General features: G+C 70.2%; 26 protein-coding genes. 9 read left to right on the forward strand and 17 right to left on the reverse strand.

What is annotated here, in order from left to right:
• Positions 1–22 precede the first annotated feature (22 nt).
• On the reverse strand, positions 23–625 hold the full coding sequence (locus tag BM417_RS17575; RefSeq protein WP_093594786.1) for a TetR/AcrR family transcriptional regulator: 603 nt from the start codon (positions 623–625) through the stop codon (positions 23–25).
• 86 nt (positions 626–711) lie between these two features.
• On the opposite strand from BM417_RS17575, the gene BM417_RS17580 reads away from it, so the two are divergent.
• Positions 712–1,494: an MBL fold metallo-hydrolase gene (locus BM417_RS17580; RefSeq protein WP_093594789.1), complete on the forward strand. Its 783-nt coding sequence runs from the start codon at positions 712–714 to the stop codon at positions 1,492–1,494.
• Here BM417_RS17580 and BM417_RS17585 read toward each other — a convergent pair.
• The gene (locus BM417_RS17585) at positions 1,488–2,084 is read right to left on the reverse strand and encodes a histidine phosphatase family protein (RefSeq protein ID WP_093594792.1); all 597 of its coding nucleotides are present in this window, start codon (positions 2,082–2,084) and stop codon (positions 1,488–1,490) included. The two genes, BM417_RS17580 and BM417_RS17585, sit on opposite strands and share 7 nt — an antisense overlap.
• Positions 2,081–2,971 (reverse strand): prephenate dehydratase, encoded by an 891-nt coding sequence (pheA, locus tag BM417_RS17590; protein WP_093596122.1) that lies wholly within the window; start codon positions 2,969–2,971, stop codon positions 2,081–2,083. The genes BM417_RS17585 and pheA overlap by 4 nt, the downstream gene beginning before the upstream one ends.
• 135 nt (positions 2,972–3,106) lie before the next feature.
• Between pheA and BM417_RS17595 the strand changes: the two genes are divergently transcribed.
• Entirely contained in the window at positions 3,107–3,625 is a 519-nt protein-coding gene (locus BM417_RS17595) for a macro domain-containing protein (RefSeq protein WP_093596125.1), read from the forward strand.
• Between the two features lie 50 nt (positions 3,626–3,675).
• On the opposite strand, the gene BM417_RS17600 is transcribed toward BM417_RS17595, so the two are convergent.
• A complete protein-coding gene (locus BM417_RS17600; RefSeq protein ID WP_093594795.1) occupies positions 3,676–4,170 on the reverse strand; it encodes a GNAT family N-acetyltransferase in 495 nt (164 codons plus the stop codon).
• Between the two features lie 61 nt (positions 4,171–4,231).
• On the opposite strand from BM417_RS17600, the gene BM417_RS17605 reads away from it, so the two are divergent.
• Positions 4,232–4,849 (forward strand): response regulator, encoded by a 618-nt coding sequence (locus BM417_RS17605; protein ID WP_177320474.1) that lies wholly within the window; start codon positions 4,232–4,234, stop codon positions 4,847–4,849.
• Here the strand turns inward: BM417_RS17605 and BM417_RS17610 are convergent.
• The 4 genes from BM417_RS17610 to BM417_RS17625 are packed head-to-tail and all read right to left on the reverse strand — an operon-like array spanning position 4,827 to position 11,368.
• Positions 4,827–5,933 (reverse strand): GAF domain-containing sensor histidine kinase, encoded by a 1,107-nt coding sequence (locus BM417_RS17610; protein ID WP_093594801.1) that lies wholly within the window; start codon positions 5,931–5,933, stop codon positions 4,827–4,829. The genes BM417_RS17605 and BM417_RS17610 overlap by 23 nt on opposite strands.
• Positions 5,934–5,938: 5 nt before the next feature.
• Complete coding sequence (gene cydD / locus BM417_RS17615; RefSeq protein WP_093594804.1) at positions 5,939–8,932, reverse strand: thiol reductant ABC exporter subunit CydD; 2,994 nt, start codon at positions 8,930–8,932, stop codon at positions 5,939–5,941.
• Complete coding sequence (gene cydB / locus BM417_RS17620) at positions 8,932–9,903, reverse strand: cytochrome d ubiquinol oxidase subunit II (protein ID WP_093594807.1); 972 nt, start codon at positions 9,901–9,903, stop codon at positions 8,932–8,934. Before cydB ends, cydD begins: the two co-directional genes overlap by 1 nt.
• Before the next feature lie 10 nt (positions 9,904–9,913).
• On the reverse strand, positions 9,914–11,368 hold the full coding sequence (locus tag BM417_RS17625; RefSeq protein ID WP_093594810.1) for a cytochrome ubiquinol oxidase subunit I: 1,455 nt from the start codon (positions 11,366–11,368) through the stop codon (positions 9,914–9,916).
• Between the two features lie 332 nt (positions 11,369–11,700).
• Between BM417_RS17625 and BM417_RS17630 the strand changes: the two genes are divergently transcribed.
• Complete coding sequence (locus tag BM417_RS17630; RefSeq protein ID WP_093596128.1) at positions 11,701–12,279, forward strand: TMEM165/GDT1 family protein; 579 nt, start codon at positions 11,701–11,703, stop codon at positions 12,277–12,279.
• A 3-nt stretch (positions 12,280–12,282) separates the two neighbouring features.
• Here the strand turns inward: BM417_RS17630 and BM417_RS17635 are convergent, their stop codons facing one another.
• Positions 12,283–12,732 (reverse strand): MarR family winged helix-turn-helix transcriptional regulator, encoded by a 450-nt coding sequence (locus tag BM417_RS17635; protein WP_093594813.1) that lies wholly within the window; start codon positions 12,730–12,732, stop codon positions 12,283–12,285.
• An 82-nt stretch (positions 12,733–12,814) separates the two neighbouring features.
• On the opposite strand from BM417_RS17635, the gene BM417_RS17640 reads away from it, so the two are divergent.
• A complete protein-coding gene (locus BM417_RS17640; RefSeq protein WP_093596131.1) occupies positions 12,815–13,165 on the forward strand; it encodes a cupin domain-containing protein in 351 nt (116 codons plus the stop codon).
• Here BM417_RS17640 and BM417_RS17645 read toward each other — a convergent pair.
• From BM417_RS17645 to BM417_RS17670, 7 genes are read right to left on the reverse strand one after another with little or no spacing between them, the layout of a single operon-like run.
• Positions 13,162–13,350, reverse strand: a complete 189-nt coding sequence (locus tag BM417_RS17645; protein ID WP_093594816.1) for a hypothetical protein — start codon at positions 13,348–13,350, stop codon at positions 13,162–13,164. The genes BM417_RS17640 and BM417_RS17645 overlap by 4 nt on opposite strands.
• Entirely contained in the window at positions 13,347–15,512 is a 2,166-nt protein-coding gene (locus BM417_RS17650; protein ID WP_218164496.1) for a DUF5682 family protein, read from the reverse strand. The genes BM417_RS17645 and BM417_RS17650 overlap by 4 nt, the downstream gene beginning before the upstream one ends.
• Positions 15,505–16,590 carry an ATP-binding protein gene (locus BM417_RS17655; RefSeq protein ID WP_218164497.1) on the reverse strand — a complete coding sequence of 362 codons (1,086 nt, stop codon included), beginning with the start codon at positions 16,588–16,590 and terminating at the stop codon, positions 15,505–15,507. Before BM417_RS17655 ends, BM417_RS17650 begins: the two co-directional genes overlap by 8 nt.
• Positions 16,587–18,014, reverse strand: a complete 1,428-nt coding sequence (locus tag BM417_RS17660) for a DUF5691 domain-containing protein (protein WP_093594822.1) — start codon at positions 18,012–18,014, stop codon at positions 16,587–16,589. Before BM417_RS17660 ends, BM417_RS17655 begins: the two co-directional genes overlap by 4 nt.
• On the reverse strand, positions 18,011–18,325 hold the full coding sequence (locus tag BM417_RS46835; RefSeq protein ID WP_143138690.1) for a hypothetical protein: 315 nt from the start codon (positions 18,323–18,325) through the stop codon (positions 18,011–18,013). The genes BM417_RS17660 and BM417_RS46835 overlap by 4 nt, the downstream gene beginning before the upstream one ends.
• Positions 18,322–19,485, reverse strand: coding sequence for an SWIM zinc finger family protein (locus BM417_RS17665; RefSeq protein WP_143138691.1), 1,164 nt, complete (start codon positions 19,483–19,485; stop codon positions 18,322–18,324). The genes BM417_RS46835 and BM417_RS17665 overlap by 4 nt, the downstream gene beginning before the upstream one ends.
• Positions 19,486–19,519: 34 nt before the next feature.
• Positions 19,520–20,692, reverse strand: coding sequence for a homogentisate 1,2-dioxygenase (locus BM417_RS17670; protein ID WP_093594828.1), 1,173 nt, complete (start codon positions 20,690–20,692; stop codon positions 19,520–19,522).
• Positions 20,693–20,773: 81 nt separating this feature from the next.
• Here BM417_RS17670 and BM417_RS17675 point away from each other — a divergent pair, with 81 nt between their 5' ends.
• From BM417_RS17675 to BM417_RS17690, 4 genes are read left to right on the forward strand one after another with little or no spacing between them, the layout of a single operon-like run.
• Complete coding sequence (locus tag BM417_RS17675; protein ID WP_093594831.1) at positions 20,774–21,637, forward strand: hypothetical protein; 864 nt, start codon at positions 20,774–20,776, stop codon at positions 21,635–21,637.
• A complete protein-coding gene (locus BM417_RS17680) occupies positions 21,634–22,797 on the forward strand; it encodes a fumarylacetoacetate hydrolase family protein (RefSeq protein ID WP_093594834.1) in 1,164 nt (387 codons plus the stop codon). Before BM417_RS17675 ends, BM417_RS17680 begins: the two co-directional genes overlap by 4 nt.
• Complete coding sequence (locus tag BM417_RS17685; protein ID WP_093596136.1) at positions 22,797–23,429, forward strand: IclR family transcriptional regulator; 633 nt, start codon at positions 22,797–22,799, stop codon at positions 23,427–23,429. The genes BM417_RS17680 and BM417_RS17685 overlap by 1 nt, the downstream gene beginning before the upstream one ends.
• The gene (locus BM417_RS17690) at positions 23,426–24,568 is read left to right on the forward strand and encodes a VWA domain-containing protein (protein WP_093594838.1); all 1,143 of its coding nucleotides are present in this window, start codon (positions 23,426–23,428) and stop codon (positions 24,566–24,568) included. Before BM417_RS17685 ends, BM417_RS17690 begins: the two co-directional genes overlap by 4 nt.
• Here BM417_RS17690 and BM417_RS17695 read toward each other — a convergent pair.
• Positions 24,565–25,038 carry a hypothetical protein gene (locus BM417_RS17695; RefSeq protein WP_143138692.1) on the reverse strand — a complete coding sequence of 158 codons (474 nt, stop codon included), beginning with the start codon at positions 25,036–25,038 and terminating at the stop codon, positions 24,565–24,567. The genes BM417_RS17690 and BM417_RS17695 overlap by 4 nt on opposite strands.
• Between the last annotated feature and the right edge of the window lie 2 nt (positions 25,039–25,040).

Here is a 25,040-nt window from a genome sequence, read left to right on the forward strand (position 1 = left end):
GCTCGGGACACGAGCGTCTGAGTCACGACTGGTGGAGTGCCCGCTCGATCGCCCGGCGTGCCCGCCCGACCGCCGCCTGGTCGTGCTGCAACTGCATGGCCGCGTTCAACGCGAGCCCCGCGGCCAGGATCTCGAACAACGCCTGGTCGACGTCGAACCCGCCGGCCAGCTCGCCGCCCTCCACGGCCGCGACCAGGTCCGCCTTCAGCTGTCCCTGCCAGCGCGACCACACCTGCGCCACCGCGTCCCGCACCGCGCCGGGCCTGCCGTCGTACTCGCTCAGCGCCGCGGTCATCAGGCAGCCGCCGGGCAGCAACGGTTCCGCCAGGTAGTCCACGGAGTTCGCGCACACCACGCGCAGCCGCCGCAGGCCGGGCGGTTCGGTCAGCGCCGGTTCGACCACGCGGTGCCAGAAGTCGACGAACGCCTTGTCGAGCGTGTCGATCTGCAGGGTCTCCTTGGTGCCGAAGTGCTTGTGCACCCCGGACTTGCTCATCTCCAACTCCTCGGCGAGGCGGCCGATGGTGATGCCGTCGAGCCCTTCCTCGGAGGCGATCTCGGCGGCGCGGCTCAGGATCCGGCCTCGGGTGAGGAGCGCGTCGGCTGCGGAGCGTCGCGGGGACATGTGACGAGAATAGCGTACGCACGTTCGCTATTGATTTGGCGAACGCTCGTACTCTAAGTTCGGCTCACCGACGCGAGGAGTGCGAGATGCGAGTGCGACGACTGGGCTGGGCCGGCGTTGAGATCGAGGCCGGCGGGGCGCGGCTGGTGATCGACTACGTGCAGGACCTGTCACCGCTGTTCACCGGCTGGCGGCCAGGCATCGGACTGACCCAGGCGAGCGGGAAGGTCACCGCCGCGCTGGTCACCCACCTGCACCGCGACCACACCGACGCGACGGCGCTCGCCGAGGTGCTGACGCCGGGAGCGCCGGTTCTTCGCCCGGCACCCGGCCACGGCGACGACGTGGACAACGTGACGACGTTGCTGAGCGAGCACGAACTGGCCGAGCACCGGCTGGCCGCCGAGGTGGTGGACACCTGGTCCGCACGCGAGATCGGACCGTTCCGCGTCACCGCCGTCCCGTCCGTCGACGGGCTGGGCGATCCCCAGCTGAACTGGGTGGTGGAGACGGACGGGCAGCGCGTCTTCCACGGCGGCGACACGATGTTCCACGGCTGGTGGTGGCTGGTGGCGCGCCGGTTCAGCCCGTTCGACGCGGCGTTCCTGCCGGCCAACGGCGCGGTCGTGAACGCACCGCACCTCCAGCCGCCGAGCCCGGTGCTCGCCGCGATGGACCCGTTCCAGGCCGCCGCCGCGGCGACGATCCTCGGCGCCCGGCACGCCGTGCCGATGCATTACGAGCAGGAGCAGCCCGTGAAGCTGCCTGGTTACGTCGAGGTCGCCGACCCGGAGGGTGAGTTCCGCGAGCACGCGGGGCAACGCGCGCACGTGCTCGCAGTCGGGGAGTGGCTCGACCTGAGCTACTGAACCTCGACGCCCGCCCACGACCGGCACGCCCAGCCGTCACCGTCGGACTCCAGCACCACGACGCCGGTGTTCGGCAGCAGGTTCTCGGCCAGCTCCACCGGCACGTTCGACGCCAGTGCCAGCGCGCCCATCCGCCCGGCGCCGCCGTGCGTCACGACCATGACGGTGCCGTCGGTCCGGATCGACTCGACCGCGCCCAGGAACCGGTCCAGCACCTGCTGCCCGGTCTCGCCGCCGCCGGGAAACGCCACGTCGAGCGTGCCTTCGGCCCACTTGATGACGGTTTCCAGGTAGGTCCGGTAGGCCTCGGTGTCGTTGCGGCCCTCCAGCGAGCCGACCTGGATCTCCTCGACGCCCTGGAGGATCTGGACAGGCAGGCCGAAGCGTTCGGCGGTGGGTGCGGCGGTCTGCTGGGCGCGCAGGCCGATGCTCGCGTAGACCGCGACGATCTCTTCGGCGGCGAGGCCGTCGGCCAGTTCGCGGGCCTGCTTGCGGCCCAGTTCGGTGAGCGGGGGTCCCGGCATGGCCGTGTCCAGCCTGCGTTCGATGTTCGACGCCGTCTCACCGTGCCTGACCAGCAGCAACCTCACCCGCGCTCGCCCTTTCTGACAGCATCGACCCAGGAGGCGGCTGCGGCGAACTCGGCGTTGTGAGCCTCGACGGGCCCCTGGTCGGCCTTCGGGAAGGACCCGAGGAACCGGATCTCGCGCGAGTGTCGGTGCAGCGCGGCCAGCGCGTCACCGATCCTCGGCTCTGCGATGTGCCCCTCGACGTCGATGTAGAAGCGGTACGTCCCCAGTTTGCCCTTTTGAGGGCGTGATTCGAGGCCGGTGAGATTGATGCCACGCAACGCCAGCTCGGTGAGCAGCTCGGACAGCACGCCCACGCGGTTCGGGGTGGTCACGACGACGCTCGTGCGGTCTGCGCCGGTCGGCTCAGGCAGCTGACCTGGACGGTGGAGCAGCAGGAACCTCGTCCGTGCGTCGGGCACGTCCAGGATGTCCGTGGCGTACTCGTCCAGCTTGTAGTGGTTCACGGCGACAGGAGCAGACACGGCGGCGTCGAACTCACCGCGCTCCACGGCGGCAGCGGCGGCTGCGGTCGACGAGGTGGCGATCGAGGTGACGCCGGGCAGCGAGGCGGCGATCCACTCGCGGACCTGGGCCAGCGCGTGCGGGTGCGACGCGATGGTGCGGATCTCGGCGGTGCCCGGACGCACCAGGACGCTGAACCGGACGTCCAGCACCGTCTCGGCCACCGCGACGACCGGTTCGTCGCGCACGAGAGCGTCCAGCGTCGCCGGCACGGCGCCCTCGACGGAGTTCTCGATCGGCACGCACGCGAAGTCGGTCGCCCCCTCGCGCAACGCGGCGAAGGCGAGGGGGATGGTCTCGACGGGGACGAGCTCACCCTCGAACCGCATCGCGGCCTGCTCGGTGAAGGTCCCCTGTGGTCCGAAGTACGCAATGCGAGGCACCCGCACACAGTAGAGGCGCGAATCACGCCTGTGTCGGGGGCCAATCCTGGGTTCCGCCGGGACCGTTCGAACTGGAATGCTTGGGGCGTGCCCGCTCTAGCGCCAGAACTCGTGTTGTGCGCGGTCGACGAACCGATGGCGAACGCCTGGCTCGCCGTCGCGGACGGCCGCGCCGGGGTGCGAGTGCATCGCGGGTCCGTTCTGGACATCCACGCGCAGGCCATCGTCAGCCCGGCGAACTCGCAGGGCTGGATGCGCGGTGGCATCGACGCCGTCTACGCCACGGCGTTCCCGCAGGTCGAGAACAACGTCCGCAGCGCGGTCCTCGCGCTGCACGGCGGCGAGCTCCCCGTGGGCGAGGCGCAGATCGTGGCGACCGGCGAGACCGAACCGGCCTGGCTCATCAGCGCCCCGACGATGCGCCGGCCCGGCGAGCGGCTGCCGGTCGACACCGTCCACCCGTACCTGGCCGCACGCGCGGTGCTGATGCTCTGGCTGGCAGGACGCCTGGAGGACGGCACGCCGGTGCGCGACGCCGTCCACACCATCGCGATGCCGGGACTCGGCACCGGGGTGGGAGGCGTCGCGCCGTCCACGTGCGCCCATCAGGTCGCCGCCGCGTGGGACGAGGCGTTCAACCCGCTGCACGTCTGAGCACCTAGCTTGTGCACAACCCTGTGGACAGAGCTGTGGACACCTGTGGACTACTGCCGTGGCGCGACCCATCGCTCCAGGTCGATCTCGTCTGTGATGGGGATGCCGAACTCCCCAACCGCCGGGATCTCCGGCTTCAGCTTGCGCGCCTCGCGGACCGCGTCCGGTCTCAAGGCCGCCAGCTTGAACCCGCGGCGCTGGTAGAAGCGGACCGCGTCGAGGTTGTCGTTGGTGGTCGTGAGGCGCACCCGGTTGCAGCCGAGCGTGCGTGCCTGGCGAACCGCGGCGTCGACCAGCGCGGTGCCGACGCCGCGGCCTCGCCGCAGCGCGTCGATCGTGACGATCTCCAGCTGGTGGTTCGTCACCGCATAGGTCAGCAGACCCAGCACCTGACCCTGCTTCTCCACGAGGAAGCCCGGCAGACTCGCCGGGAAGAACACCTCGCCGTGCGCGACGGCGGTGTGTGCTCCCCATAGCTCGAGAACCAGTCGGGCGACAACTATGCGATCTGCTTCCTCGACCGGTCGTACCGAGCCTTCTGCCATGACAAGAACTGTGCCAATTTGAGTCACACTCAGGAACAGCCATTCGACGTACGGTGGATTCGTGCCAGTGCGAGTTTTGTTGGTTGACGATCACGAAGTAGTGCGCAGAGGACTGCGCGAGATGCTGGACGACGAGGCGGACATCTCGGTCATCGCCGAGGCAGGTTCTGTCACCGAGGCCGTGACTCGAGCAGGAGCGAACCCGCCCGATGTGGCAGTCGTGGACGTTCAACTGCCCGACGGCAGCGGCGTCGACCTCTGCCGGACGCTTCGGGACCTTGGCATTCGTTGCCTGGTGCTGACCGCATTCGACGACGAAGAAGCGCTCGTCGGCGCGATCATGGCCGGGGCGTCGGGCTACCTGCTCAAGCAGGTTCGCGGCCAGGACGTCGTCACGGCCGTGCGCGAGGTCGCGGCTGGACGGTCCCTTCTGGACCCCGCGACCACCAGCCGGGTACTCGAACGGATGCGCAATCCGGCCCCGGTCGGCCTCACCGACCAGGAACAGCGCGTGCTCGAACTCATCGGTGAGGGCCTCACCAACCGCCAAATCGGTGAACGGCTCTTCCTCGCGGAGAAGACCGTCAAGAACTACGTGACGTCCGTGCTCTCCAAACTCGGCATGGAACGCCGGACGCAAGCCGCCGCATGGGTGGCTAAACGGGGACGGACCAGGTGAGCGTCGTCCCGTTCGGCGAACTCACCACGCGGAAATCACCACTCGCGGCCTTCGCCCGTTCGGCGAGGTGCCGCAGCCCGCGCTGAGTCACGCCGGACGGGATGCCGCACCCGTTGTCAGCGACGCGCAGCAGCAGGTGCTTCTCATCGCGCCGTACGTCGATCTGGACGTGCGTCGCGCCTGAGTGCCGCACGACGTTCGACAACGCCTCACGCAACGCCGCCCGCGCGTCGTCGGCGTGCTTGCGCGGCACGTTCGCCAGGTCGCCGGCCACGTGCAGGCGCGGCGGGAAGCCGAGCAGCTCGCCGGCCGTGCGGACCTCGGCCTTGATCGAGTCGTGCAGGTCGGCGGAGTCGGCGGGGTCGGTGTTGCGCAGCTTGCGGACGGTCGCGCGGACCTCGGCGATCGTCTCGTCGACCAGGTCGACCGCCTCCTCGATGCGGGCGCGCTGCGAAGCGTCGAGCTTCTTGCCCAGGCGCCGTTGCAGGAGGCTGATCTGCACGCCGGCGCCGTAGAGCCGTTGGATGATCACATCGTGCAGGTCGCGGGCGATCCGTTCGCGTTCCTCGTAGACCGCGACGCGCTGCCGTGCCGTGAAGCCCTCGGACAGCACGACGGCGAGGCCTGCCTGCGCCGCGAACGCCGTCAGCACGTCCACCGTCTCCTGTGTGAACGGCGGTTTGTCCCTACGGCGATACACGGCCAGAGCACCGATCTTGCGGTCCGAGGTGCCGAACGGCGCCACGGCGAACGGCCCGTAGTTCCGCAACGCCTGCGGCACGTACGGGGCCGTGCGCGGGTCGTTCGCGACGTCGTCGGCCATCAGCGGAACACCGGTGCGCGCGGCCTTCGCGGCGGCACTGCGCGGGCTCAGGGTCGCGACGATCGGCTCACCGCTGGACGCCTCGACGGTCAGCGTGCCGTCGTCGTCCTCCGTGGCGAGCATGGCCAGGCCGAGGTCGGCGTCCGCGATCTCCGCGGCCGCCTTCACCACGAGCCCCAGCACGTTCTCCGGGTCTTCCAGCGCCGCCGACGTGATCTCGGTGGACGCGACGAGCACGCGCCGCGCCAGAGAGGGGTCCATGGTCCTCAACGGTATGCGGGCGTGCCGAGGTCCAGCACCAGGTCCGCCCTCGCCGCCTCGTCCGGGCGGTGCGTGATGTGCAGGACCGTCCTGCCGTCCTGCCTGAGCTGCCGCAACAGCCTGCGCGCGGTCGGTTCGTCCAGGTGTGCCGTGGGCTCGTCGAGCAACACCACGTCGGCGTCGTGCAGCAGCGCTCGTGCCAACGCCAGCCGTTGCGCCTCGCCGCCCGACACCTGGTCCGGCCTGATCACCATGTCGAGCCGGTCCACCCACTCCGGCAGGCACGCCGTGCGCAGCGCCTCGCGGAGAGCCTCGTCGTCGTGTTGTCCCGACATGCGCAGGTTCTCCCTCACGGTCGTACTGACCAGCATCGGCTCCTGCGGGCACCAGGTCGCCCTGGGCAGCTCGACGATGCCGCGTTCGGGCGGCAGGAAGCCCAGGAGCAGCGCGAACAGCGTCGACTTGCCGCTGCCCGACGGTCCGACGATCGCCACGTGGGTGCCGGGCTCGATGTTGAGGTGCAGATCTTTCAGCGTCGGCTCGGTCGCGCCGGGCCAGCGGACGTCGACGTTCTCCAGCCGGATCCGCTTGCCCCGCGGCTGCTCGGGGCGTTCCGGCGCGTCGAACTGAAGCCGAGCGCTCGCTTCTCGCAACGCCCTGCGCTGCTGCGCCGCCAACGGCAGCGCGGCCAGCGGTTCGGCGAGGGCGAGCGGCACCAGACCGAGCACCGGGTTGCCCGTGGTGGCGCACACGAGGGCCGCCACGCCGGTCGCGAGCAGGACGATCGCCGTGGCCGCGCCCGTGCCGAACGCTTGCCGGCGGGTCTGTCCCGCGAGCTCGACGTCCTCGGCGTGCAGCTGGGCCAGCAGGCGGTGGTGGGCGTCGTGCGCGATGAGGTCCGGTGCGGCGACGAGAGCGTTGATGGTCTCGCGGGCGACTTTGCGGCGCCCCCTGGCGAGCTTCGTGCTGGCCCGCCGCTCGGTCCAGACGGCGACGGCGGGCGCCGTGAGTCCGGCCACGAGCAGCAGACCGCCCAGCGTCAGCGCGGCCACCGGGTCGATGAACGCGAACAGGACCGTGGTCGCGATGCCCGCGCCGATCGCCACGATCGGCGGCACCAGCACGCGCGGCACCAGGTCGCGAACGGTGTCGACGTCCTCGACGAGCCGTTGCAACCCGTCGCGGCGCTGTGTCCGCACGAGCCGCAACCACAGCTCAGCACGGAGCTTGTTCGCGAGACGGAACGTCTCGTCGTGGGTGACCAGACGCTCGAGGTACCGCAGTACGCCCTTGCTCAGTGCGAACGTCCGCACGCCCACGACCAGCACCGTCAGTGTCAGGATCGGTGGCATCTCGGCGGCGCGGGCGATCAGGTGGGCCGCCAGCGCGGTCAGCGCGATGCCCGCGACGGCCGCGAGGATGCCCAGCCCGGCGCCCTTCCACGGAATCGGCAGGCGCTTCGGCCGTTCCTGCTGTGTCTCCTCGGTGACGACCTTGGCGAACGTCTCGTCGTCGGTCGCCTCCTTCTCGCGGTGCGAGGCGAGGACGACGGCGGCCGTGTCGCTGGCTCTCTTGATCGCTTTGTCGACTTTGCGACTTGTCACCGGGTCGAGGTGCGCGGTCGGTTCGTCGAGCAGCAGCACCGTCGCGCCGTGGCGAACCCTCAGCAGGGCGCGCGCGACTGCGACGCGTTGGCGTTCACCCGTCGAGAGGTCGGTGATCTGACGGTCGAGCAGATGCACGGCCGCGACCTCGTCCGCGACCTGCTCGATGTCCTCGGCGCCGGGAACGGTGAGCTCCAGCTCGGCGCGCGGGGTGGCGGCGGCGAACGCGGGCTTCTGCGGCACGTAGGCGATGTCGCCGGCGACGAACGCGGTGCCGTCCGTCGGCTCCAGAAAGCCCAGCAACACCTGGAACGTCGTCGACTTGCCCTCCCCGCTCGCGCCTTCAAGTCGATAAATCTCCCCCGGCCGCACATCGAAGCTGATGCCGTCCGGAGCGAAACCGCCTCGGCGCAGCACGCGCAGGTTGTCGACGTGGACCGAACCGCCGGGCAGCCGCGGCCTGGCCTTGTCCTCGTGGTCCACGACCTCGGCGACTCGCCGGACCGCTTCCAGACCGTCCTCGCTGGCGTGGTGGGCGGCACCGGCGGCGCGCAACGGCAGGTAGCACTCGGGCGCCAGGATCAGCACGACCAGCGCGGTCATCAACGTCATGTCGCCGTGCACGAGCCGGACGCCGACGCCGACCGCGATCAGCGCCACCGACAACGACGCGGCGATCTCCAGCACCAGCGCCGACAGGAACGCGATCCGGAGCGTGCCCATCGTGGCCTTGCGGTGCTGCTCACCGATCTGCCGGACCGCGCCCGCCTGCTGCTTGGCCCGGCCGAAGACGGTCAGCACCGGGAGGGCGCGGAGCAGTTCGAGGAGTTGGGCGCTCAGCAGCTCGGTGACGTCGGCGGCCTTGCGGACGCGCTTCTCGGTGTACCAGCCGATCAACGCGGCGAAGACCGGGATCAACGGCACGGTCACCGCGATCAGCACCGCCGACGGCCAGTCGGTGAAGAGGATCCACGCACCGGCCAGCGGCGGCACGATCACGGCCGTGACCAGCGCGGGGAGGTAGCGGGTGAAGTAGGCGTCGAGCGCGTCGAGACCCTTGGTCGCGAGGACCGACAGCTCGGCCGTGCCGCGGTCGGCGATCCAGCCGGGACCGCGTTCGAACGACTTGGCCAGCAGCTGGGTCCGCAACTCTTCCTTGGCACCGGCGGCGGCGCGGGCGGCGGCGGACTCCGTCGCCCACGACAGACCCGCACGCGCCAGGATCGCCACGGCCAGCAGCGGAAGACCTTCGCGGGTCGTGATCACCGACGCCAGCGCGACGGCCTGGGCGACGAGCGCCAGGGCGTTGAGGAACGCCAGCGCGCCCACCCCGACGAGGGCGCGTCTGGCGTTCCTGGAGAGCTGGGGCAGAGCTCCCAGCGGGCCTCGCTTCATCAGTGCGCTGCCGGGATGTGCTGAACGCCGATACGCTTGCGGAACACCCAGTAGGTCCAGCCCTGGTAGATCAGCACGGCCGGCGTGCCGAACGCCGCCACCCACGTCATCACGGTGAGCGTGTACGGGCTCGACGCCGCACCTGCGACGGTGAGCGTGTACGCCGGATCCAAAGTGGACGGCAGGACGTTGGGGTAGAGCGACGCGAACAACACGGTGACGGTCGCGGCGACGGCGAGGCCCATGAACGCGAACGACTGTCCTTCGCGTCCCACCCAGAGCCGCCACAACGCGAGCCCGGCGAACAGGAGCACCGGAAGCGCCCACACCCCCGCGACGTAGAGCAGAAGCGCGACCAGCGGCAGCAAAGCGACCGGTGCCATCCGCAACGCCATGAGTCGCGCACGTTCGCGGATCTCACCCTCGGTCTTGAGCGCCAAGAAGATCGCACCGTGCACGAGCGCGTAACCCGCGATCGCGAGCGCGCCGAGGATCGTCTCCCACTTGATCGCCGCGAACGGCGAGCCGACCCGGTCACCGGCGGCGTCGATCGGCAGGCCCGTGACGGTCGTGGCGATGATGAGGCCGACGCCGAGCGCGGCCACCCACGACCCGACGAAGATCACCGTGTCCCAGACCTTCCGCCAGCGCGCCGAATCCACCTTGCCGCGGTACTCGAACGCGACGCCCCGGCCGATCAGGGCCAGCAGGAAGAGGGTGAGTGGCAGGTACGCGGCGCTGAAGAGCGCCGCATACCAGCCGGGAAATGCCGCGAACGTGGCACCGCCCGCGACGAGGAGCCACACCTCGTTGCCGTCCCACACCGGCCCGATGGTGTTGATCATGACCCGGCGTTCGGTGTTGTCGCGCCCGAGGAAGGGAAGCAGCATGCCGACACCGAAGTCGAAGCCTTCGAGGAACAGGTAGCCCAGCCAGAGCAGGGCGATCACGCAGAACCAGAGCGTCTCCACAGCTTCTCCCCTAGTACGCGAACGCCAGCGCGCCGTCGTCGGTTTTCCCGGGCATGACCCCGGCGACGCCACCGCGGACGTACTTGCGGATGAGGTAGACCTCGACACAGGCCAGCGCGCCGTACACCGCCGTGAGCGCGATCAGCGAGGTGAGGATCTCGCCGGGCGTCGACGCCGAGACCGCCTGGGCGGTGAACATCCAGACACCGTCCACACCGGACGGGTTGGGCACCACCACGAACGGCTGCCGCCCCATCTCGGTGAAGATCCAGCCGAAGCTGTTGGCGAGGAACGGCGTCGCGATGCCGGCGAGTGCGGTGATCGGGAACCACCTCCCCCGCGGAACGCGACCGCCCCGCGTGAGCCACAGCATCACGAGGCCCAGTCCGGCCGAGATCGCGCCGAACCCGATCATCAGACGGAAACCCCAGTAGGTCACGGGAAGCGCGGGCACGTAGTCGATCGGCTTACCGCTGAGCTCGCCGAGTCGCTCGTCGACCGGGTAGTTGGTGCCGTACTTCTCCTGGTACATCGGGACGAGGTCCTGGATGCCCTTGACCTCGCTGCTGAAGTCGTTGTGCGCCAAGAAGCTCAGCAGTGCGGGCACCGTGATGCTCTTGACGTTCTCGCAGTCGGGCCTGGTGACGTCGCCGATCGCGAAGATCGAGAACGCGGCGGGTTCCTCGGTGTGGCACAGGGCTTCCGCGGCAGCCATCTTCATCGGCTGCTGCTGGAACATCAGCTTGCCCTGGACGTCGCCGCTGATCGCGAGGACCGCGAACGCCACGACACCCACCCAGGTGCCGAGCTTGAGCGAGCTGCGCCAGACGCCGGTCTCGTCCGACTTCTTCCACAGGTGCCAGGCGCCGATGCCGACGAGGAACGTCGCGGCGACCGCGAACGCGCCGGCGATGGTGTGCGGGAAGGCGGCCAGCGTCGTGTTGTTCGTCAGCACGGCCCAGATCGAGGTGAGGCGCGGACGCCCCTCGTCCAGCACGATGCCGACGGGGTGCTGCATCCACGAGTTGGCGGCGAGGATGAAGTACGCGCTGGCCATCGTCGCGAGGCTGAACGCCCAGGCGCAGGCGAGGTGGACCTTCTTCGGCAGCTTGTCCCAGCCGAAGATCCACAGACCGAGGAACGTCGACTCGACGAAGAAGGCGACGAGGCCCTCCATCGCGAGCGGAGCACCGAACACGTCACCGACGAACCGCGAGTAGGCGCTCCAGGCCATGCCGAACTGGAACTCCTGCACGATGCCCGTCACGACACCCATGGCGAAGTTGATCAGGAGGAGCTTCCCCCAGAACTTCGTCATCTTGTAGTAGCGCTCGTTGCCCGTGCGCACCCACGCGGTCTGCATCGCTGCCACCAGCAGCGACAGGCCGATCGTCAGCGGCACCATCAGGAAGTGATAGACGGTGGTGATGCCGAACTGCCACCGCGCGAGTTCGAGTACGTCCACGTCGACGAGCGTATGTGCCGATCATGGCGGCTATCAGGTACGACGGTCCCGTCCATGCTCGGGACCAAGGTCCCGTGCGGGAAGTCACGCCTTTCGGGTGACATGCGTCGGTTACGATGATTTCGCCAGAGGGGAGTAGTTCCCGCCGGAGTACGTTGCCGGTGGCGTGGTGATCGACATACTGATCCGCCTTCGAGTGGATCCGGTCCCACACCCGATGCCTTTGTCGGGCGAACGAGACCTCCGGCCGGGTTGCAGCACACCCGGTCGGGGTCTGTTGCGCCTCCGTCCGGGTTCGTATTCGGACGTGGAGGAACCTCGTGGCCACATCACTGCTCGCGTTCATCACCGCCTTCGCGGTGGTGTTCCTCGTCGAGCTCCCGGACAAGACCATGGTCGCGACCCTGGTGCTGACCACGCGCTACCGCGCCTGGCCGGTCTTCGTCGGCGTCGTCGCGGCCTTCGCCGTGCAGAGCGTGGTGGCCGCCGCGTTCGGTTCGGTCATCACCCTGCTCCCCGATCGGCTGGTGGCCGGAGTCGTGGCCCTGCTGTTCGGCATCGGCGCGTTCATGCTCCTCAAGGAGGGCTTCTCGCGGGACTCCGAGTCCGCCGACGAGGCCGGGACGCAGACCGTCGTGCCGTTCTGGCGCGCGGCCCTGACGTCGTTCGGCGTGCTGTTCGCGGCCGAGTGGGGCGACGCCTCCCAGCTCGCGACCGCCGGCATCACCGCCCGCTACGGCGCACCGCTGGCCGTCGGCCTGGGCGCCTGGCTGGCGTTGGTCACCGTGGCCGGACTGGCCGTGCTGGTGGGACGCAAGCTCGCCGGGCGGTTGCCGACCCACTGGATCCAGCGGGTGGCTGGGGTGATCTTCGCGGTGTTCGGCGTGATCGCGTTGACGCAGGTGTTCTAGGCGCTACCAGACCGGTCGCAGGCCTGGCTGGTCCTCGCCGTGGACGTGCCGCAGATACGCGGTGAGGCCCTGCTTGATGGTGGCGACGGTGTCTTCACCGATCGCCTCGGCCATCTCGCCTTCGAGGTCCGACCACAGGTTGTCCGCGAACTTCAGGTAGTCGCGGCCCTTCGTGGTCAGCGTGACGTACTGGGCGCGCTTGTCCGTCGGGTGCGGCTCCCTCAGGACGTAACCCCACTCGTCGAGCTCGTTGACGATCTTCGCGGCCGCCTGCTTCGTAACGCCGAGGTGCTGTCCGATGTCGACGGTCGTCGCGCGCCTCTCCTTGAGGAACCGGAAGACGTAACCGTGGGCGGGCCTGAGCGGTTCGAGGCCGATCTGCCTCAGGCGGTCGTGGAACTGGTCGCCCATGGCGCGGTACGTCATCGCCAGCAGCATCGGCACCGGTTCCATCTTGCTTCCCCGTTTTAGGTAGACAACCTGGTTGACCTTATTCTAAGGTTAGACAACTTGGTTGACTACTTTGGAGGTTGTCTTGCTGGTCACGGGGGATTCCGCGGAGCTGCACGAGTTCGGCGGGTTCGAGTTCAGGTCGCTGGCCGTGCCGTCGCGCGGCAGTTCGGAGATCGCGCTGTGGACCGTCGACGTGCCGGAAGGCGGCGACGGGACGCCTCACCGGGCGTCGAAGGAGGAGGTGTTCTACGTGCTGTCCGGGACGGTGACGATCCAGGGGCAGACCGCCGGCGTCGGCGACGCGATCGTGGTGCCGCCGAACACCGAGCTGGCGCTGACCGGCGGGCCGGCGCGGGTGCTGGTGGCCACGTCGGTGGGCATCCAGGGCACGCTGGCGAACGGGCAGACGATCACGCCGCCCTGGTCGGTCTAGCCGGCTGGGGAGCTTTCCTCACGAGGAGGCTCCGGAGTCGTGTCCGGGACCTCTTCGCGCAGCTCGCGGGCGATCTTCTTGGCGTCGTCGATGAGTTCCTGGGACTCGTCGAGGCGGCTCTCGTCAGGCGGGGTGAGGCCGTCTTCGTCCGGCTTCGTGAGGCGGTCTTCGTCCGGTGTGGTCACGGCTCTGGGATCGGCGGATCCGATGATCGTGAAACTCCGGCCATGAGGCCGCGGACGTGCGCGGCCAGGCGTTCGGCTATCTCCAGGTCCCACTCGTCGTCGGAGGCCGGTTGAGGTGTCTCGCCCGCGACGACGCGTTCGCCGAGCAGGCGGCGCTCGGCGGGCGTGAAGTCGGTGATGGCCCGGCGGAGCAGCGGGAGGGCGTCGTCGAACGCCTCCCCGCGCAGGCCGCTGAGCCATTCGTCGATGAGGCCGAAGAGGCGCGGGTCGGCGGCCAGTAGCGTGGCCGAGCCGCGGAGGAAGCCGGCCACGAAGGCGCTGGCGACGTTCCGGTGCAGGCGGGCTGCCACGTCGTCGCTCGTCAGTTCTCCCGCTTCCCAGAGCAGGCGGGTGGCTCTGCCCGTCGGGAGGCCGTGGGCCTCTGCTTTGACCAGGGCGTGCAGGGCTCGCCACCAGGTCTTCTGGTGTTCGTCGTCGGCGGCCAGGCGGGTGGCCTCGTGGGCGCCGTCCACCACCTGGAGGGCGTGTTCCGCTGTTTCGTCGTCGACGTTGCGGCAGGCGAGCGGGAGGCCGACGGCTCCTCGGGTGAGGAGGCCGTGCAGGGCCACGCGCAGGAGTTCCGGATCGGTGCCCCGGACCGATCCGTAGCGGACCGTCCTGGCCAGGTCCGGGAGGGCGGCGAGCAGTTCGAGGGCGTCGGTGGCCATGGCGGCGCAGCGGTCCAGGGCGTTGCGCGCCTCGGCCACGGCCGCCGGGAGCTCGCAGCCCACGGACCTGGTGAGGGTCGCGGCGGCGTCGGCCACCCGTTTGGCGTCCTTGGCGGCCTGGGTGAGGACGTTCTCCGCTGCCGTGTGGACGGTGGTGCCGTGGCGGGCGGCAACGGCCACGGACACCGCGAAGATCGGGTCCCAGCGCAGTTGCCACACCTCGGCGAAGGTGCCGAGCGAGTTGGAGCGGTCCGGCTTGCCCCACGGGACGCCGAGGACTTCCAGACGTTGCAGGAGTTTCGAGCGCTCGCGGTCGGTGTCCTTGCGGAGGTCCAGCTTGAGCTGCTTGGGCTGGACGTCCGCGGGGAGGCGGAGTTTGCGTTGCAGGCGCTGGAGATCCGCGGCCAGAGGTGAGCGCGGAACGGCTTCGCCCACCTCGCCGAGGCGTTCGCCGACGACGAGCTTGCGGTGGACCAGCTGGAGCGGGACCTCGTCGCCGCCGCAGAGGACCGCCAGCGCCGCCTCGTTCACCTCGCTCAGACCGGCCGAAGGGCGATCACGCAGTGCGGCAAGGGTTTCCGCCAGCCGGACGGCTTCCACCGCGCTCGCGGTCGAGGCCGGGAGGTCTTCCGCGCGGAGCACGGCCGCGGCCTTGGCGAACCAGCGCGGGACCACGTCGGCCTGATGCTGCCAGAGGTGCGCGTACCAGCCCGGGGAGTCGACTCCAGCGCCGTAGCCCGACTCGGCGGCCAGCTGGCCGTGGCTCCACGGGACCCAGGTGCCGGAGATCTTGCGGCGGCGCAGGCCTTTGAGCAGTGCGGTGTCGGCGGCGACGGTCGGCTTGGTGAGCAGCGCCGGGACGTGCCACGCGCCGCAGACGACGACTATCGAGCCGTCTGTGTCCTTGCGCGCCTTGCGGATCGTCTGACGCATGAACGCTTCTCGGCGCAGAGTGCGTTCGCCTACTTCGTCTTCGAACTCCTTGCGCACGGCGACCATGGCCTCGGCGATGGCGTCCGCGAGGTCGAGCGGGTCCGACGCGCTGTGCTCAACCACGTCCTCCCACCAGCGTTCCGGGTCGTCGAAGCCCGCTGCCTGCGCGAGCAGGCCGATGGGGTCGACGTTGCCGCTCGGACCGTCGTCGCCGATCGACGCCGCCGCGGGCAGGTCGAAGAAGCGTGCGGTGGTGTTGTTCTCGGCCGCGTAGAGGAGGGCCTGCCACTCCGGGGAGAACTCCGCGAACGGCCAGAAGGCGGCGTTCTCGGGTTCCGTCTCGTCGTGCAGCAGAATCGCGACCGGCGGGGTGAGGGCGTGAACGTGTTCGAGGAGCGCGTCCGCCTCGGGTGGCCCTTCGATCAGGATGAGCGCCGGGCGCGTCTGTTCCAGCGCTCGCTTGACCATCCTGGCCGAGCCGGGACCGTGGTGCCGGATGCCCAGCAGGACTGGGTCAGTCACCGCTGACGTCCAGGCAGGCCCGGTAGAGGTCGCGCCACTCGGCGCGTTCCTTCAGCACCGTCTCCAGGTACTCCTGCCAGACCGTCGCGTCCGACACGCGGTCCTTGATCACGGACCCGATCAGGCCGCTGGCGAGCTCGTCCGCGCCCAGCGTGCCGTCGCCGAAGTGGCCGGCGAGCGCCATGCCGTTCGCGATGACCGAGATCGCCTCCGCCGTGGACAGGCTGCCGCTCGGCTTCTTCAGCTGCGTGCGACCGTCCACAGTGGATCCGTTGCGCAGCTCGCGGAAGATCCGCACGACGCGGCGCACCTCGTCCAGCGCGGGCGGTTCGGCGGGCAGCTGGAGCGCCTTGCCGAGCTGCTGGGACCTGGTGAGGACGATCTCGACCTCGGCGTCCTCGGTCGCGGGCGGCGGCAGCACGACGGTGTTGAAGCGCCGCGCGAGCGCCGACGACATCTGGTTGACGCCCCGGTCGCGGTCGTTGGCCGTCGCGATGACCGTGAAGCCCGGCACGGCCTGGATCTGCGTGTTGAGCTCCGGCACCGGCAGCGACTTCTCGCTCAGCACCGTGATGAACGAGTCCTGCACCTCGGACGGCATGCGGGTCAGCTCTTCGACCCGGACGACCGTGCCCAGCTGCATGCCGCGCATGACCGGGCTCGGCACGATGGCGTTCTCGCTCGGGCCCTCGGCGATCAGGCGGGCGTAGTTCCAGCCGTAGCGGACCTGGTCCTCGCTCGTGCCGGCCGTTCCCTGGACCACCAGCGTCGAGTCGCCGCTGATCGCCGCCGCGAGGTGCTCGGACAGCCACGACTTCGCCGTGCCCGGCACACCGACGAGCAGCAACGCCCGGTCCGTGACCAGCGTGCCCACCGCGACCTCGACCAACCTGCGCGCACCCACGTACTTCGGCGAGATCACGGTGCCGTCGGGCAGCGTGCCGCCCAGGACGTAGGTGACCACGGCCTGCGGGGACAGCCGCCAGTTGGGCGGCCGCTGCCGGTCGTCCTGGGCCGCGACGGCTTCCAGCTCGGCGGCGTACTGCTGTTCGGCCGTCGGCCTGAGCACGGCGGTCACTGGGCCTCCTGAGGCGGTGCGGGTGCGAACGATTCACGCAGTCGGATGCGGAGGCGGAGAACCTCCAGTTCCAGGGAGTTCTCCGGCCAGCGACGAGTCAGAGCCTCCCAGCTGGCGCCGAGCAGGTCCGCGTTGCCCCGCGCCAGCAGCACGGCCGGCGGCCGTCCCGCCCGCCAGCGCGGGTCGGGCAGAGCGGCATAGCGGTGCAGGAGCGCGCGGGTGGTCTCGGGCGACCACGGCGCCGGGAGCTGGGCGCACGCGTGGTCGAGGAGGTCGTAGTGCCAGTTCTTCGACACGGCGACGACCGCCTGCTCGGCGACCTCGGCGGGCAACGCCGCGAGCATCTCGAGCTGCTCCATGCCGGTCAGCGTCTCGGCGGCGGCAACGGCCCAGGGACGCGGATCCCGTGCCGCGGCGAGCTGGTCGGCGACACCTCTGAGCAGCGCGGCGGCCCACGGACCCCGTCTGAGCATGCCGGCGGCCTTGGCGTCGTCGGCCTTGAGAGTCGTGGTCCAGTACGACGGCGGAACACTCGCGGCCGCGGCCCGGATCCGCCCCGCCACCCCCTTCTCGGAACCGTCACGCATGAGGTCGCGCTGTTCTTCGGCGTCGGGCTGCCCGGTCCAGAGCTCGTCCGGCCGGACGTCGAGCCCATCCGGGGTCAGCCGGAGGCCGCGGCGCAGGCGACGTGCCGCGCGGGCGGCGAGTCGCGAGGCCGGCAGCTTGCGAAGCAGGTGGAGGGCCTCGTCGTGGACGGCGGCCGCCTTGTCGTCGAGGGCGGCTTCCAGCAGCTCTTCGTCCTGCGGGCCCAGGCCGGTCTCGAGGGCGCTGATGAGCACCTGGCGGTCGGCCGAGCGGCGGGAGGCCTCGAACTCCTCCGCGATGAACGCGCCGACCGCTCGCGGGTCGGCCTTGCGCTTGCGGCGCAGGGCACGGACCCGTTGGGCGCTGGGAAGGTCGAGGATCTCCTGGAGCGGGACCTCGTCCACGAGCGGTGCGGCGCCACTCGCCCAGGACCAGCCGGGGCGGGTGCCGGCGAGCCAGCGGCCGCGCGTGCCCAGGACCTCGACCACCGCCGCTCTGAGCCCGGGGCGGGCGGTGCCGAGGGCGAGCAGGGCGGGAAGCATGCGGTGCTCGGCCACGACGTTGTTGGCCTTGGCCAGGGCACACCACTCGGTGAGCAGGACCTCGTCGTCGACGCTCATGATCGCGTCCAGGACCGCTCGGACGGCCGGTCTGGGGAGGGCGGCGGACTCGGGCGGGGCCAGCGGCAACGGGTCGGCGGTGGCCTCCTGCGGGAGGGTGGCGCCGAACGCGGCCACGCCCAGGGCGGCGCAGTCGGACAGCAGGGCTGCCGGGTCGCCGCCGCCTCTCGTGGTGCCGATGAGGAGGTCTTGGACGGTCTGGGACCACTCGGCCTTCACGCCGCCGCCTTCGTGGTGCTGTGGGGGTGTGCGGGTGGGGCGTGGTGCGGACGCGCGGAGGGCAGGGCTGAAGCCTGCTGTGGAGGCGCGGGCAGCACGACCGAAGCCTGCCGTGAACACAGGGGCGGCACGACCCAAGCCTGCCGTGAACGCACGGGCAGCACGACCCAAGCCTGCCGTGAACGCACGGGCAGCACGACCCAAGCCTCCCGTGAACGCACGGGCGGCACGACCGAAGCCCGGCGGGAACGAACGAGCGGCACGACCAGAGCCTCGCGAGAACGAACAGCCTGCCGGGGTGCGATGGTCACGCGACCACCTCCAGGGCGCCGTCCACCGCGATCGCTCCCAGGCGGAGCGCGTGGCCGTCCCAGAGGCCCCAGGCGTCGAACGGCGTGCCGCCGGTCAGTGCCAGAGCCATGTCCAGGCCCGTGTCGTCGCGGACCGGCAACGCCTGGCCGGAGGCGTCGACCAAAGAGGCGCCGTGCAGGCGGACGGTGGCGCAGCCGAGCGGGAACAGGCGTTGCCACGGGTCGGCCATCAGCATCGGTTCCAGCGACGCCAAGGACGCGCGCCACGACACGGGCGCCGGGACCGGGTCGGGGGCTCGGGAACCTTCCAACTCGCCCAGGGCCACTCGGTCCGAGGCGGGGTACGGGTGGACCAGGGCCGTGGACTCCAGGCCGTGGGGCAGCAGCGGTACGGGGGCTCCGACGGCGGAGTGGCGGATTGCCACCGCCCAGCGGCCCGTCTGGCGGCCCCAGCACCACTGGCGGATGGTGCGGACCCGGCCGTCGTCTGTTTCCAGGCGCAGCAGGGCTACCCAGCGGTCGGAGATTCCCGGAGAGGCCTTCACCGTCTCCTCGGGCACGGTGACGCCCAGACGGGTGCGTGGCTGCACGAAGCACAGCAGGTGCAGGCCGCCCAGACGGTCGGCCACGTCGGCGGTCCAGCGGGGGCCCGAGCGCGCGACGATCTCCTGGATCTCGGCCACCGCGGCCGCTACGCCGGGGACCTGGGCGTCGATCATGCGGGCGGTGAACGCCTGCCACCACGAGGCCGGGCGGCCAGGCAGGGAGGCGATGCCGGCCGAGGCGACGTCGAGGAGCCAGTCGCGCAGGCCGTCGATGCCCGAGGACATCGCGGACGCGCGGTTCGCCGCCGTCTTCTCGCGGGCACGCGAACGGCGGGCCACGGCCTCGGGTGAGGAGTCGAGCTCACGGGCCGCACGCCGCTGGGTCCACTCCTCCACCCAGTCGGGCGGCAACGCGTCCGGGATGTCGAGTTCCTGCAGGCTCACGGCGTGCTTGCAGGGGAACTTGCGGGACGGGCAGGTGCACTTGGCCGAGCCCGCTGCCAGGTCGACGCACACGCGGTACGGCAGGGAGCCGGAGCCCGTGTAGAGGCCCCACAGCACCGGCAGGGCCTTGCCCAGGCCCTGCCAGCGCATCGGAACGGCTCGTGTCCTCACAGGAACCAAAGTAGCGAGGACCCCCGACAGAAAATCAGGCCGGACCGCGACGGGCCCACGTCCACGCGTAGGCCGGGTCCTCACAGGCCTCCGCGGCCTCGCCCAACTCCAAGGGGCGGAACGTGTCCACCATGACCGCGGTCTCGTCGAAGTAGTCCAGTCCCAGCGAGGCCTCGACGGCGCCGGGCTGCGGGCCGTGCGTGCATCCGGACGGGTGCAGCGACATCGAACCGATGCCGATGCCCGAGCCCTTGCGCGCCTCGTAGTTGCCGCCGACGTAGAACATCAGCTCGTCCGAGTCGACGTTCGCGTGGTTGTACGGCACCGGCACGGCCAGCGGGTGGTAGTCGACCTTGCGCGGGCAGAACGAGCACACGACGAAGTTCGGGCCCTCGAACGTCTGGTGCACGGGCGGCGGCTGGTGCACGCGGCCGGTGATCGGCTCGAAGTCGCGGATGTTGAACGCCCACGGGTACAGGTGGCCGTCCCAGCCGACGACGTCGAACGGGTGGTTCGCGTAGGTGAACTTCGTGAGTCCCGCACGGTGCCGCACGAGCACGTCGACATCGGTGCCCTCGACGAGCAACGGCTCGGAGGGCCCGCGGATGTCCCGCTCGCAGTACGGCGAGTGCTCCAGGAACTGGCCGGCCTTCGACAGGTACCGCTTGGGCGGTCCGATGTGCCCGGTCGCCTCCAGCACGAGCAACGACATCGGCGACGAGGGCACGACCCGGTAGGTGCACGAAGTCGGGATCACGACGTAGTCGCCGTCGCCGACCTCGATAGCTCCGTAGATCGTCTCGATGACGCCAGAACCGCCCTGCACGTACAGCAGCTCGTCACCGAAAGCGTTGCGGTACAACGGAGAAGGCGCGGAAGCGACCACGAAACCAATGGTCACGTCCGGGTTCCCGAACAGCTTCCGGCGCCCGGTGACGGCGTCCACGTCATCAGAAGCCCAGGTCAGGTCCGTGGTCTTGAAGTGGCGGGGCTTCAGTGGCAGGTTCGGCGCGGCACCCCCGCGCTCGTCCTTCACCGTCTCCGCGTTCACGATCGCCGTGGGCAGGTACCGGTGGTAGAGCAGCGCCGAATCGGCCGAGAACCCCTCGACCCCCATGAGCTCTTCCGCGTAGAGCCCACCGTCCGGTTTGCGGAACTGGGTGTGGCGCTTTCGGGGGATCTCTCCCACCTGGCGGTAGTAGGCCATGAGTGCTCTCCGGGTCCTTCCAAGGCGTTCGACTATCGGACATCTTTGTTCAGTTGGCGGTACACGGCTAGCGTGTCAGCCGTGTCAAGCGCTGTCGAACTCCGTGCGCCCGGTCCGCGCGGTACTCCGCCCCTGCTCGCGAGGCTTGTGGACGATGCCGCGTTGTTCCCTCCGGGGAACGCGTCGATGCCCGACGCGGTGCGCGGTCACCTCGACGGACGCGTCGGCGAGTGGGCTGGCGTCATGGGCCTCTTCCTCTGTCCTGCCTCCCGTCTCGCCGAGCTGATCACCGAACTGATCAAGGTCAAGCCGGCCAAACCGATAGCACTGAGCCTCGTGATCGACACCGGCCTCGGCGGCGTGCCGAAGGCCGTCTCGATCGTCGAGAGCCGAAGCGAGCTCCTGGCACTGCGCATGGTCGAGATGCCCGCACCGTCCGATGTGGACGAGGTGTGGCTCGAGCGCGTGTCCGAGTTCGTGCCCGAGGACGTCATCCGCGTGGTGGAACCCCGCCGCGGCGGTGCCGAATGGCTCGACGGCGTCCGCCGGGTCATCGAGCACGGCAGCTGGCCCAAGCTGCGTTGTGGCGGCCTGAGCCAGGAGAACTTCCCGAAGGTCGAGGAGGTCGCGGACTTCCTGAGCGTCGTGAGCGGCGGTGGCGTCGCGTTCAAGGCGACGGCGGGCCTGCACAAGGCCGTCCGCTACACCGACGAGCAGGGCTTCACCCACCACGGCTTCCTGAACCTCCTCGTGGCCACCGCGCGCTCCCTGAGCGGCCGCGACGTCCGCGAGGCGCTCGCGAGCACCGACGCCGAGGCGCTCACCGCCGAGGCCAAGGCGCTCAGCGACCAGGCGGCGCACGCCGTCCGCGGCGTGTTCGCGAGCTACGGCTCGTGCTCGCTGGCCGAACCCGTCGCCGACCTTGAGGGGCTTGGACTTCTGTGAGCTGGATCAGCGACCCGAACTTCACCGAGGACCAGCCGTTCGGACCGCAGACCCTGCCCTATGGCGTCGTCGACGGGGGCGTGGCCGTCCGCGTCGGCGACCGCGCGTTGCTCCTGAAGAGCCTCGCGCTGGGCAAGTGCAGCGAGTTCGTCCAGGGCGACTCGCTGGACCCGCTGCTCAGGGCCGGACGCCCGGTCTGGAGCGTGCTGCGCGCCAAGCTGCGGGAGATCGTCACGGCCAGCTCCGCCCCCAAGGGCGCGGAGCTCGTCGGGATCGAGACCGCGAAGCTGCCGTTCACCGTCGGCGACTACGTGGACTTCTACTCGAGCAGGCACCACGCCGAGAACGTCGGCAAGATGTTCCGGCCCGACGGTGACGCGCTCACGCCGAACTGGACGCACCTACCGATCGGCTACCACGGCCGCGCCGGCACGGTGTACGTCTCCGGCACCGAGATCGTCCGCCCGAACGGCCAGAAGCGCGGCAGCGAGGGCCCGAAGTTCGGTCCCTCCGAGCGTCTCGACATCGAGGCCGAGATCGGCTTCGTCTGCGGCGGGCCGCAGGCGGCCACCGTGTCCACCAGCAGGGCCGCCGAGCACGTCTTCGGCGTCGCGCTGGTCAACGACTGGTCGGCGCGCGACATCCAGGCCTGGGAGTACCAGCCGCTCGGCCCGTTCCTCGCCAAGTCGTTCGCCACGTCGATCGGCGCGTGGATCACGCCGCTGGAAGCGTTCTCAGTTGCACGCGTCCCGACGCCGCCGCTGCCGAACAAGCTGCACGACTACCTGACGTGCGACCAGCCGTGGGGCCTGGACATCACCATCACGGTGGAGCTGAACGACACCATCGTCGCGCGGCCTCCGTTCCGGGAGATGTCGTGGTCATTTGTGCAACAGCTGGCGCACATGACGGTCAACGGGGCTACGGTGCGCCCAGGTGATCTGTTCGCCTCCGGCACGGTCTCGGGACCGGAGAAGAACGAGCGCGGTTCTTTCCTCGAACTGAGCTGGGGCGGCAAGGAACCGTTCAAGCTCGACGACGGCTCCACGAGGTCCTTCCTGGAGGACGGCGACACGGTCAGGCTGACCGCCACCGCTCCCGGTGAGGGCGGCTCCGTGGTCGGTCTCGCCGAGGTGGTGGGAACAGTTCGGAGTGCGTGATGGTCGGAGCGACGAAGGAGAGCTCGCTGACCCTGGAAAGGGGTCTGGCGCTGCTCCAGGCGGTCGCTGAGGCGGAGTCCGAGGCACCGTCGATCTCGGAGCTCGCCACGGCCATCGGCGCGTCCAGAGCGGCCGTGTACCGGCTTCTCGTGCCACTCCAGGCGCGCGGTCTCGTGCGCCGGGAGGGCTCGAAGGTCCGGCTCGGCCTCGGCGTGCTGCGCCTCGCCTCCAACGTCCTCCCCCAGCTGCGCATGGCGGCCAACCCGGCGCTGCGCGAACTTGCCGAGAAGGTCGGCGCCACCGCGCACCTCACCGTCGCGGACGGCACCGAGGCCCAGGCCGTCGCAGTCGTGGAACCGTCGTGGACCGCTTTCCACGTGGCGTACCGGGTGGGTTCCCGCCACCCGGTGCACCGCGGGGCGGCCGGCCGGGCGATCTCCACGCCCAGCGAGATCTGGGTCGTCTCCGCGGGCGAGCTCCAGCCGAACGCTTTCGGCGTCGCGGCCCCGGTGCGCGGAGTGCCCGGCCTCAGGGCGTCGGTCGGCGTGGTGGCACTGGAAAAGCTCGACGCGGACGTCGTCGGACCGCACGTCGTGCGCGCGGCCGAAGAAGTGGCGGCAGCACTCAAATGACCGAAGAGCGGCTACGGCGCTGGCGGTTGCTCCTGGGCCCGAGCGCGGAGGACGTGTCCGAGCTGGGCGAGGACGACCAACGGCGTGATGGCGCGCTCACAGGTCTCTACGGCGGTGGCGGCGACAGGGGCGCGGGCCTCGGCGCCAGCTCCCCGCAGCTGCACCGCTGGCTCGGCGACGTCCGCAAGTACTTCCCCACCTCCGTCGTGCAGGTGATGCAACGGGACGCGGTCGAGAAGCTGGGTCTCAAACAGCTGCTGCTCGAACCCGAACTGCTTCAGTCGGTCGAGCCGGACGTGAACCTCGTCAGCACCCTGCTGCAACTCTCCCGCGCCATCCCCGCCCGCACCCGCGACACCGCGAAAGCCGTGGTGCGCAAGGTGGTCGAGGACATCGAGAAGCGTCTGCAGGATCGGCTCGTCGAGGCCGTCCGGGGCGCGGTCGACAGGTCGCGGCGCACCAGAAGGCCGCAGCTGCAGGACGTCGACTGGGCGACGACGATCAAGGCGAACCTCAAGAACTACCAGCCGCGGCACAAGACCGTGATCGTCGAGGAACTGATCGGCCACCGCCGGCGCAGCCGGACCGCGGCGATGCGGGACGTGATCCTGCTCGTCGACCAGTCCGGTTCGATGGCGGAATCCCTGGTGCACGCGGCGGTTCTGGGTTCGGCGCTCGCGAGCATCCGGTCGATCTCGACGAAGCTCGTCGTCTTCGACACCGAGGTCGCCGACCTGACCGAGCAGCTCAGCGACCCGGTCGACCTGCTGTTCAGCGCCCAGCTCGGCGGCGGCACGGACATCAACCGCGCGGTCGCCTACGCGCAGACCCAGGTCCGCAGGCCCACCGACACGGTGATCGTGATCATCAGCGACCTCTACGAGGGCGGGTCGGAGACCGAGTTGCAGCGCCGGGTCCGCGAACTGGTCGCGAGCGGCGTCACGGTCGTGAACCTGCTGGCGCTCAGCGATTCCGGCACGCCCGCCTACGACCACGAGCTGGCCGCGAAGCTGCACGCCCTGGGCGCGCCCGCGTTCGCCTGCACGCCGGACAAGTTCCCCGAGCTGATGGCGGCCGCGCTGCGCAAGGACGACCTCACCCAGTGGGCCGAGGCCGAGGGCATCGCGACGGGCCGTTAGCGGTCGATGACCCGGCCACGTGTGACGAACGCAAGGCCGCGTGTCATCACGACGACGCGTCCGCGTTCGTCCGGACCGGCGATCCACACCCGTCCGGTGTGCCGCACCAGCACCCGCGCCCGTTCGGGAAGCTCCGGCAGCCGCAGGTTCTTCTCCGAGTCCTCGACCCGCAGGTAGGCGGAGCGTCCGATGCGCCGCCCCGCCACGAAGTTCACCGACACCGGACGCCACGGGAACTTCTCGATCAGGGCGAGGGTTCCGCGCCGTGTCAGGAAGTGCCGCAGGCCGGGCGCGGCCAGTTCGAGCACCACCGGCACGGACAGCACGGTGAGCCAGATCCAGCCGATCACGAGCACGACGCCGAGCACCGCGAGGGCGAAGAAGATGTGACCGACCGCGCGCCGGTCTGCCCGCGCGAGGCAGGTGTCGCTCCACGCCGTGGTCACGTGCACGCCCATAGACATAGCCATCT

This window comes from Lentzea waywayandensis (assembly GCF_900115955.1).
Lineage (GTDB): Bacteria > Actinomycetota > Actinomycetes > Mycobacteriales > Pseudonocardiaceae > Lentzea > Lentzea waywayandensis.

What these genes read in the sequence shown, in the direction of transcription:
- BM417_RS17575 (WP_093594786.1), bottom strand. Translation starts at nt 625, where the DNA reads ATGTCCCCGCGACGCTCCGCAGCCGACGCGCTCCTCACCCGAGGCCGG.
- BM417_RS17580 (WP_093594789.1), top strand. Translation starts at nt 712, where the DNA reads ATGCGAGTGCGACGACTGGGCTGGGCCGGCGTTGAGATCGAGGCCGGC.
- BM417_RS17595 (WP_093596125.1), top strand. Translation starts at nt 3,107, where the DNA reads ATGGCGAACGCCTGGCTCGCCGTCGCGGACGGCCGCGCCGGGGTGCGA.
- BM417_RS17600 (WP_093594795.1), bottom strand. Translation starts at nt 4,170, where the DNA reads ATGGCAGAAGGCTCGGTACGACCGGTCGAGGAAGCAGATCGCATAGTT.
- BM417_RS17610 (WP_093594801.1), bottom strand. Translation starts at nt 5,933, where the DNA reads ATGGACCCCTCTCTGGCGCGGCGCGTGCTCGTCGCGTCCACCGAGATC.
- cydD (WP_093594804.1), bottom strand. Translation starts at nt 8,932, where the DNA reads ATGAAGCGAGGCCCGCTGGGAGCTCTGCCCCAGCTCTCCAGGAACGCC.
- BM417_RS17635 (WP_093594813.1), bottom strand. Translation starts at nt 12,732, where the DNA reads ATGGAACCGGTGCCGATGCTGCTGGCGATGACGTACCGCGCCATGGGC.
- BM417_RS17670 (WP_093594828.1), bottom strand. Translation starts at nt 20,692, where the DNA reads ATGGCCTACTACCGCCAGGTGGGAGAGATCCCCCGAAAGCGCCACACC.
- BM417_RS17685 (WP_093596136.1), top strand. Translation starts at nt 22,797, where the DNA reads ATGGTCGGAGCGACGAAGGAGAGCTCGCTGACCCTGGAAAGGGGTCTG.
- BM417_RS17690 (WP_093594838.1), top strand. Translation starts at nt 23,426, where the DNA reads ATGACCGAAGAGCGGCTACGGCGCTGGCGGTTGCTCCTGGGCCCGAGC.
- BM417_RS17695 (WP_143138692.1), bottom strand. Translation starts at nt 25,038, where the DNA reads ATGGCTATGTCTATGGGCGTGCACGTGACCACGGCGTGGAGCGACACC.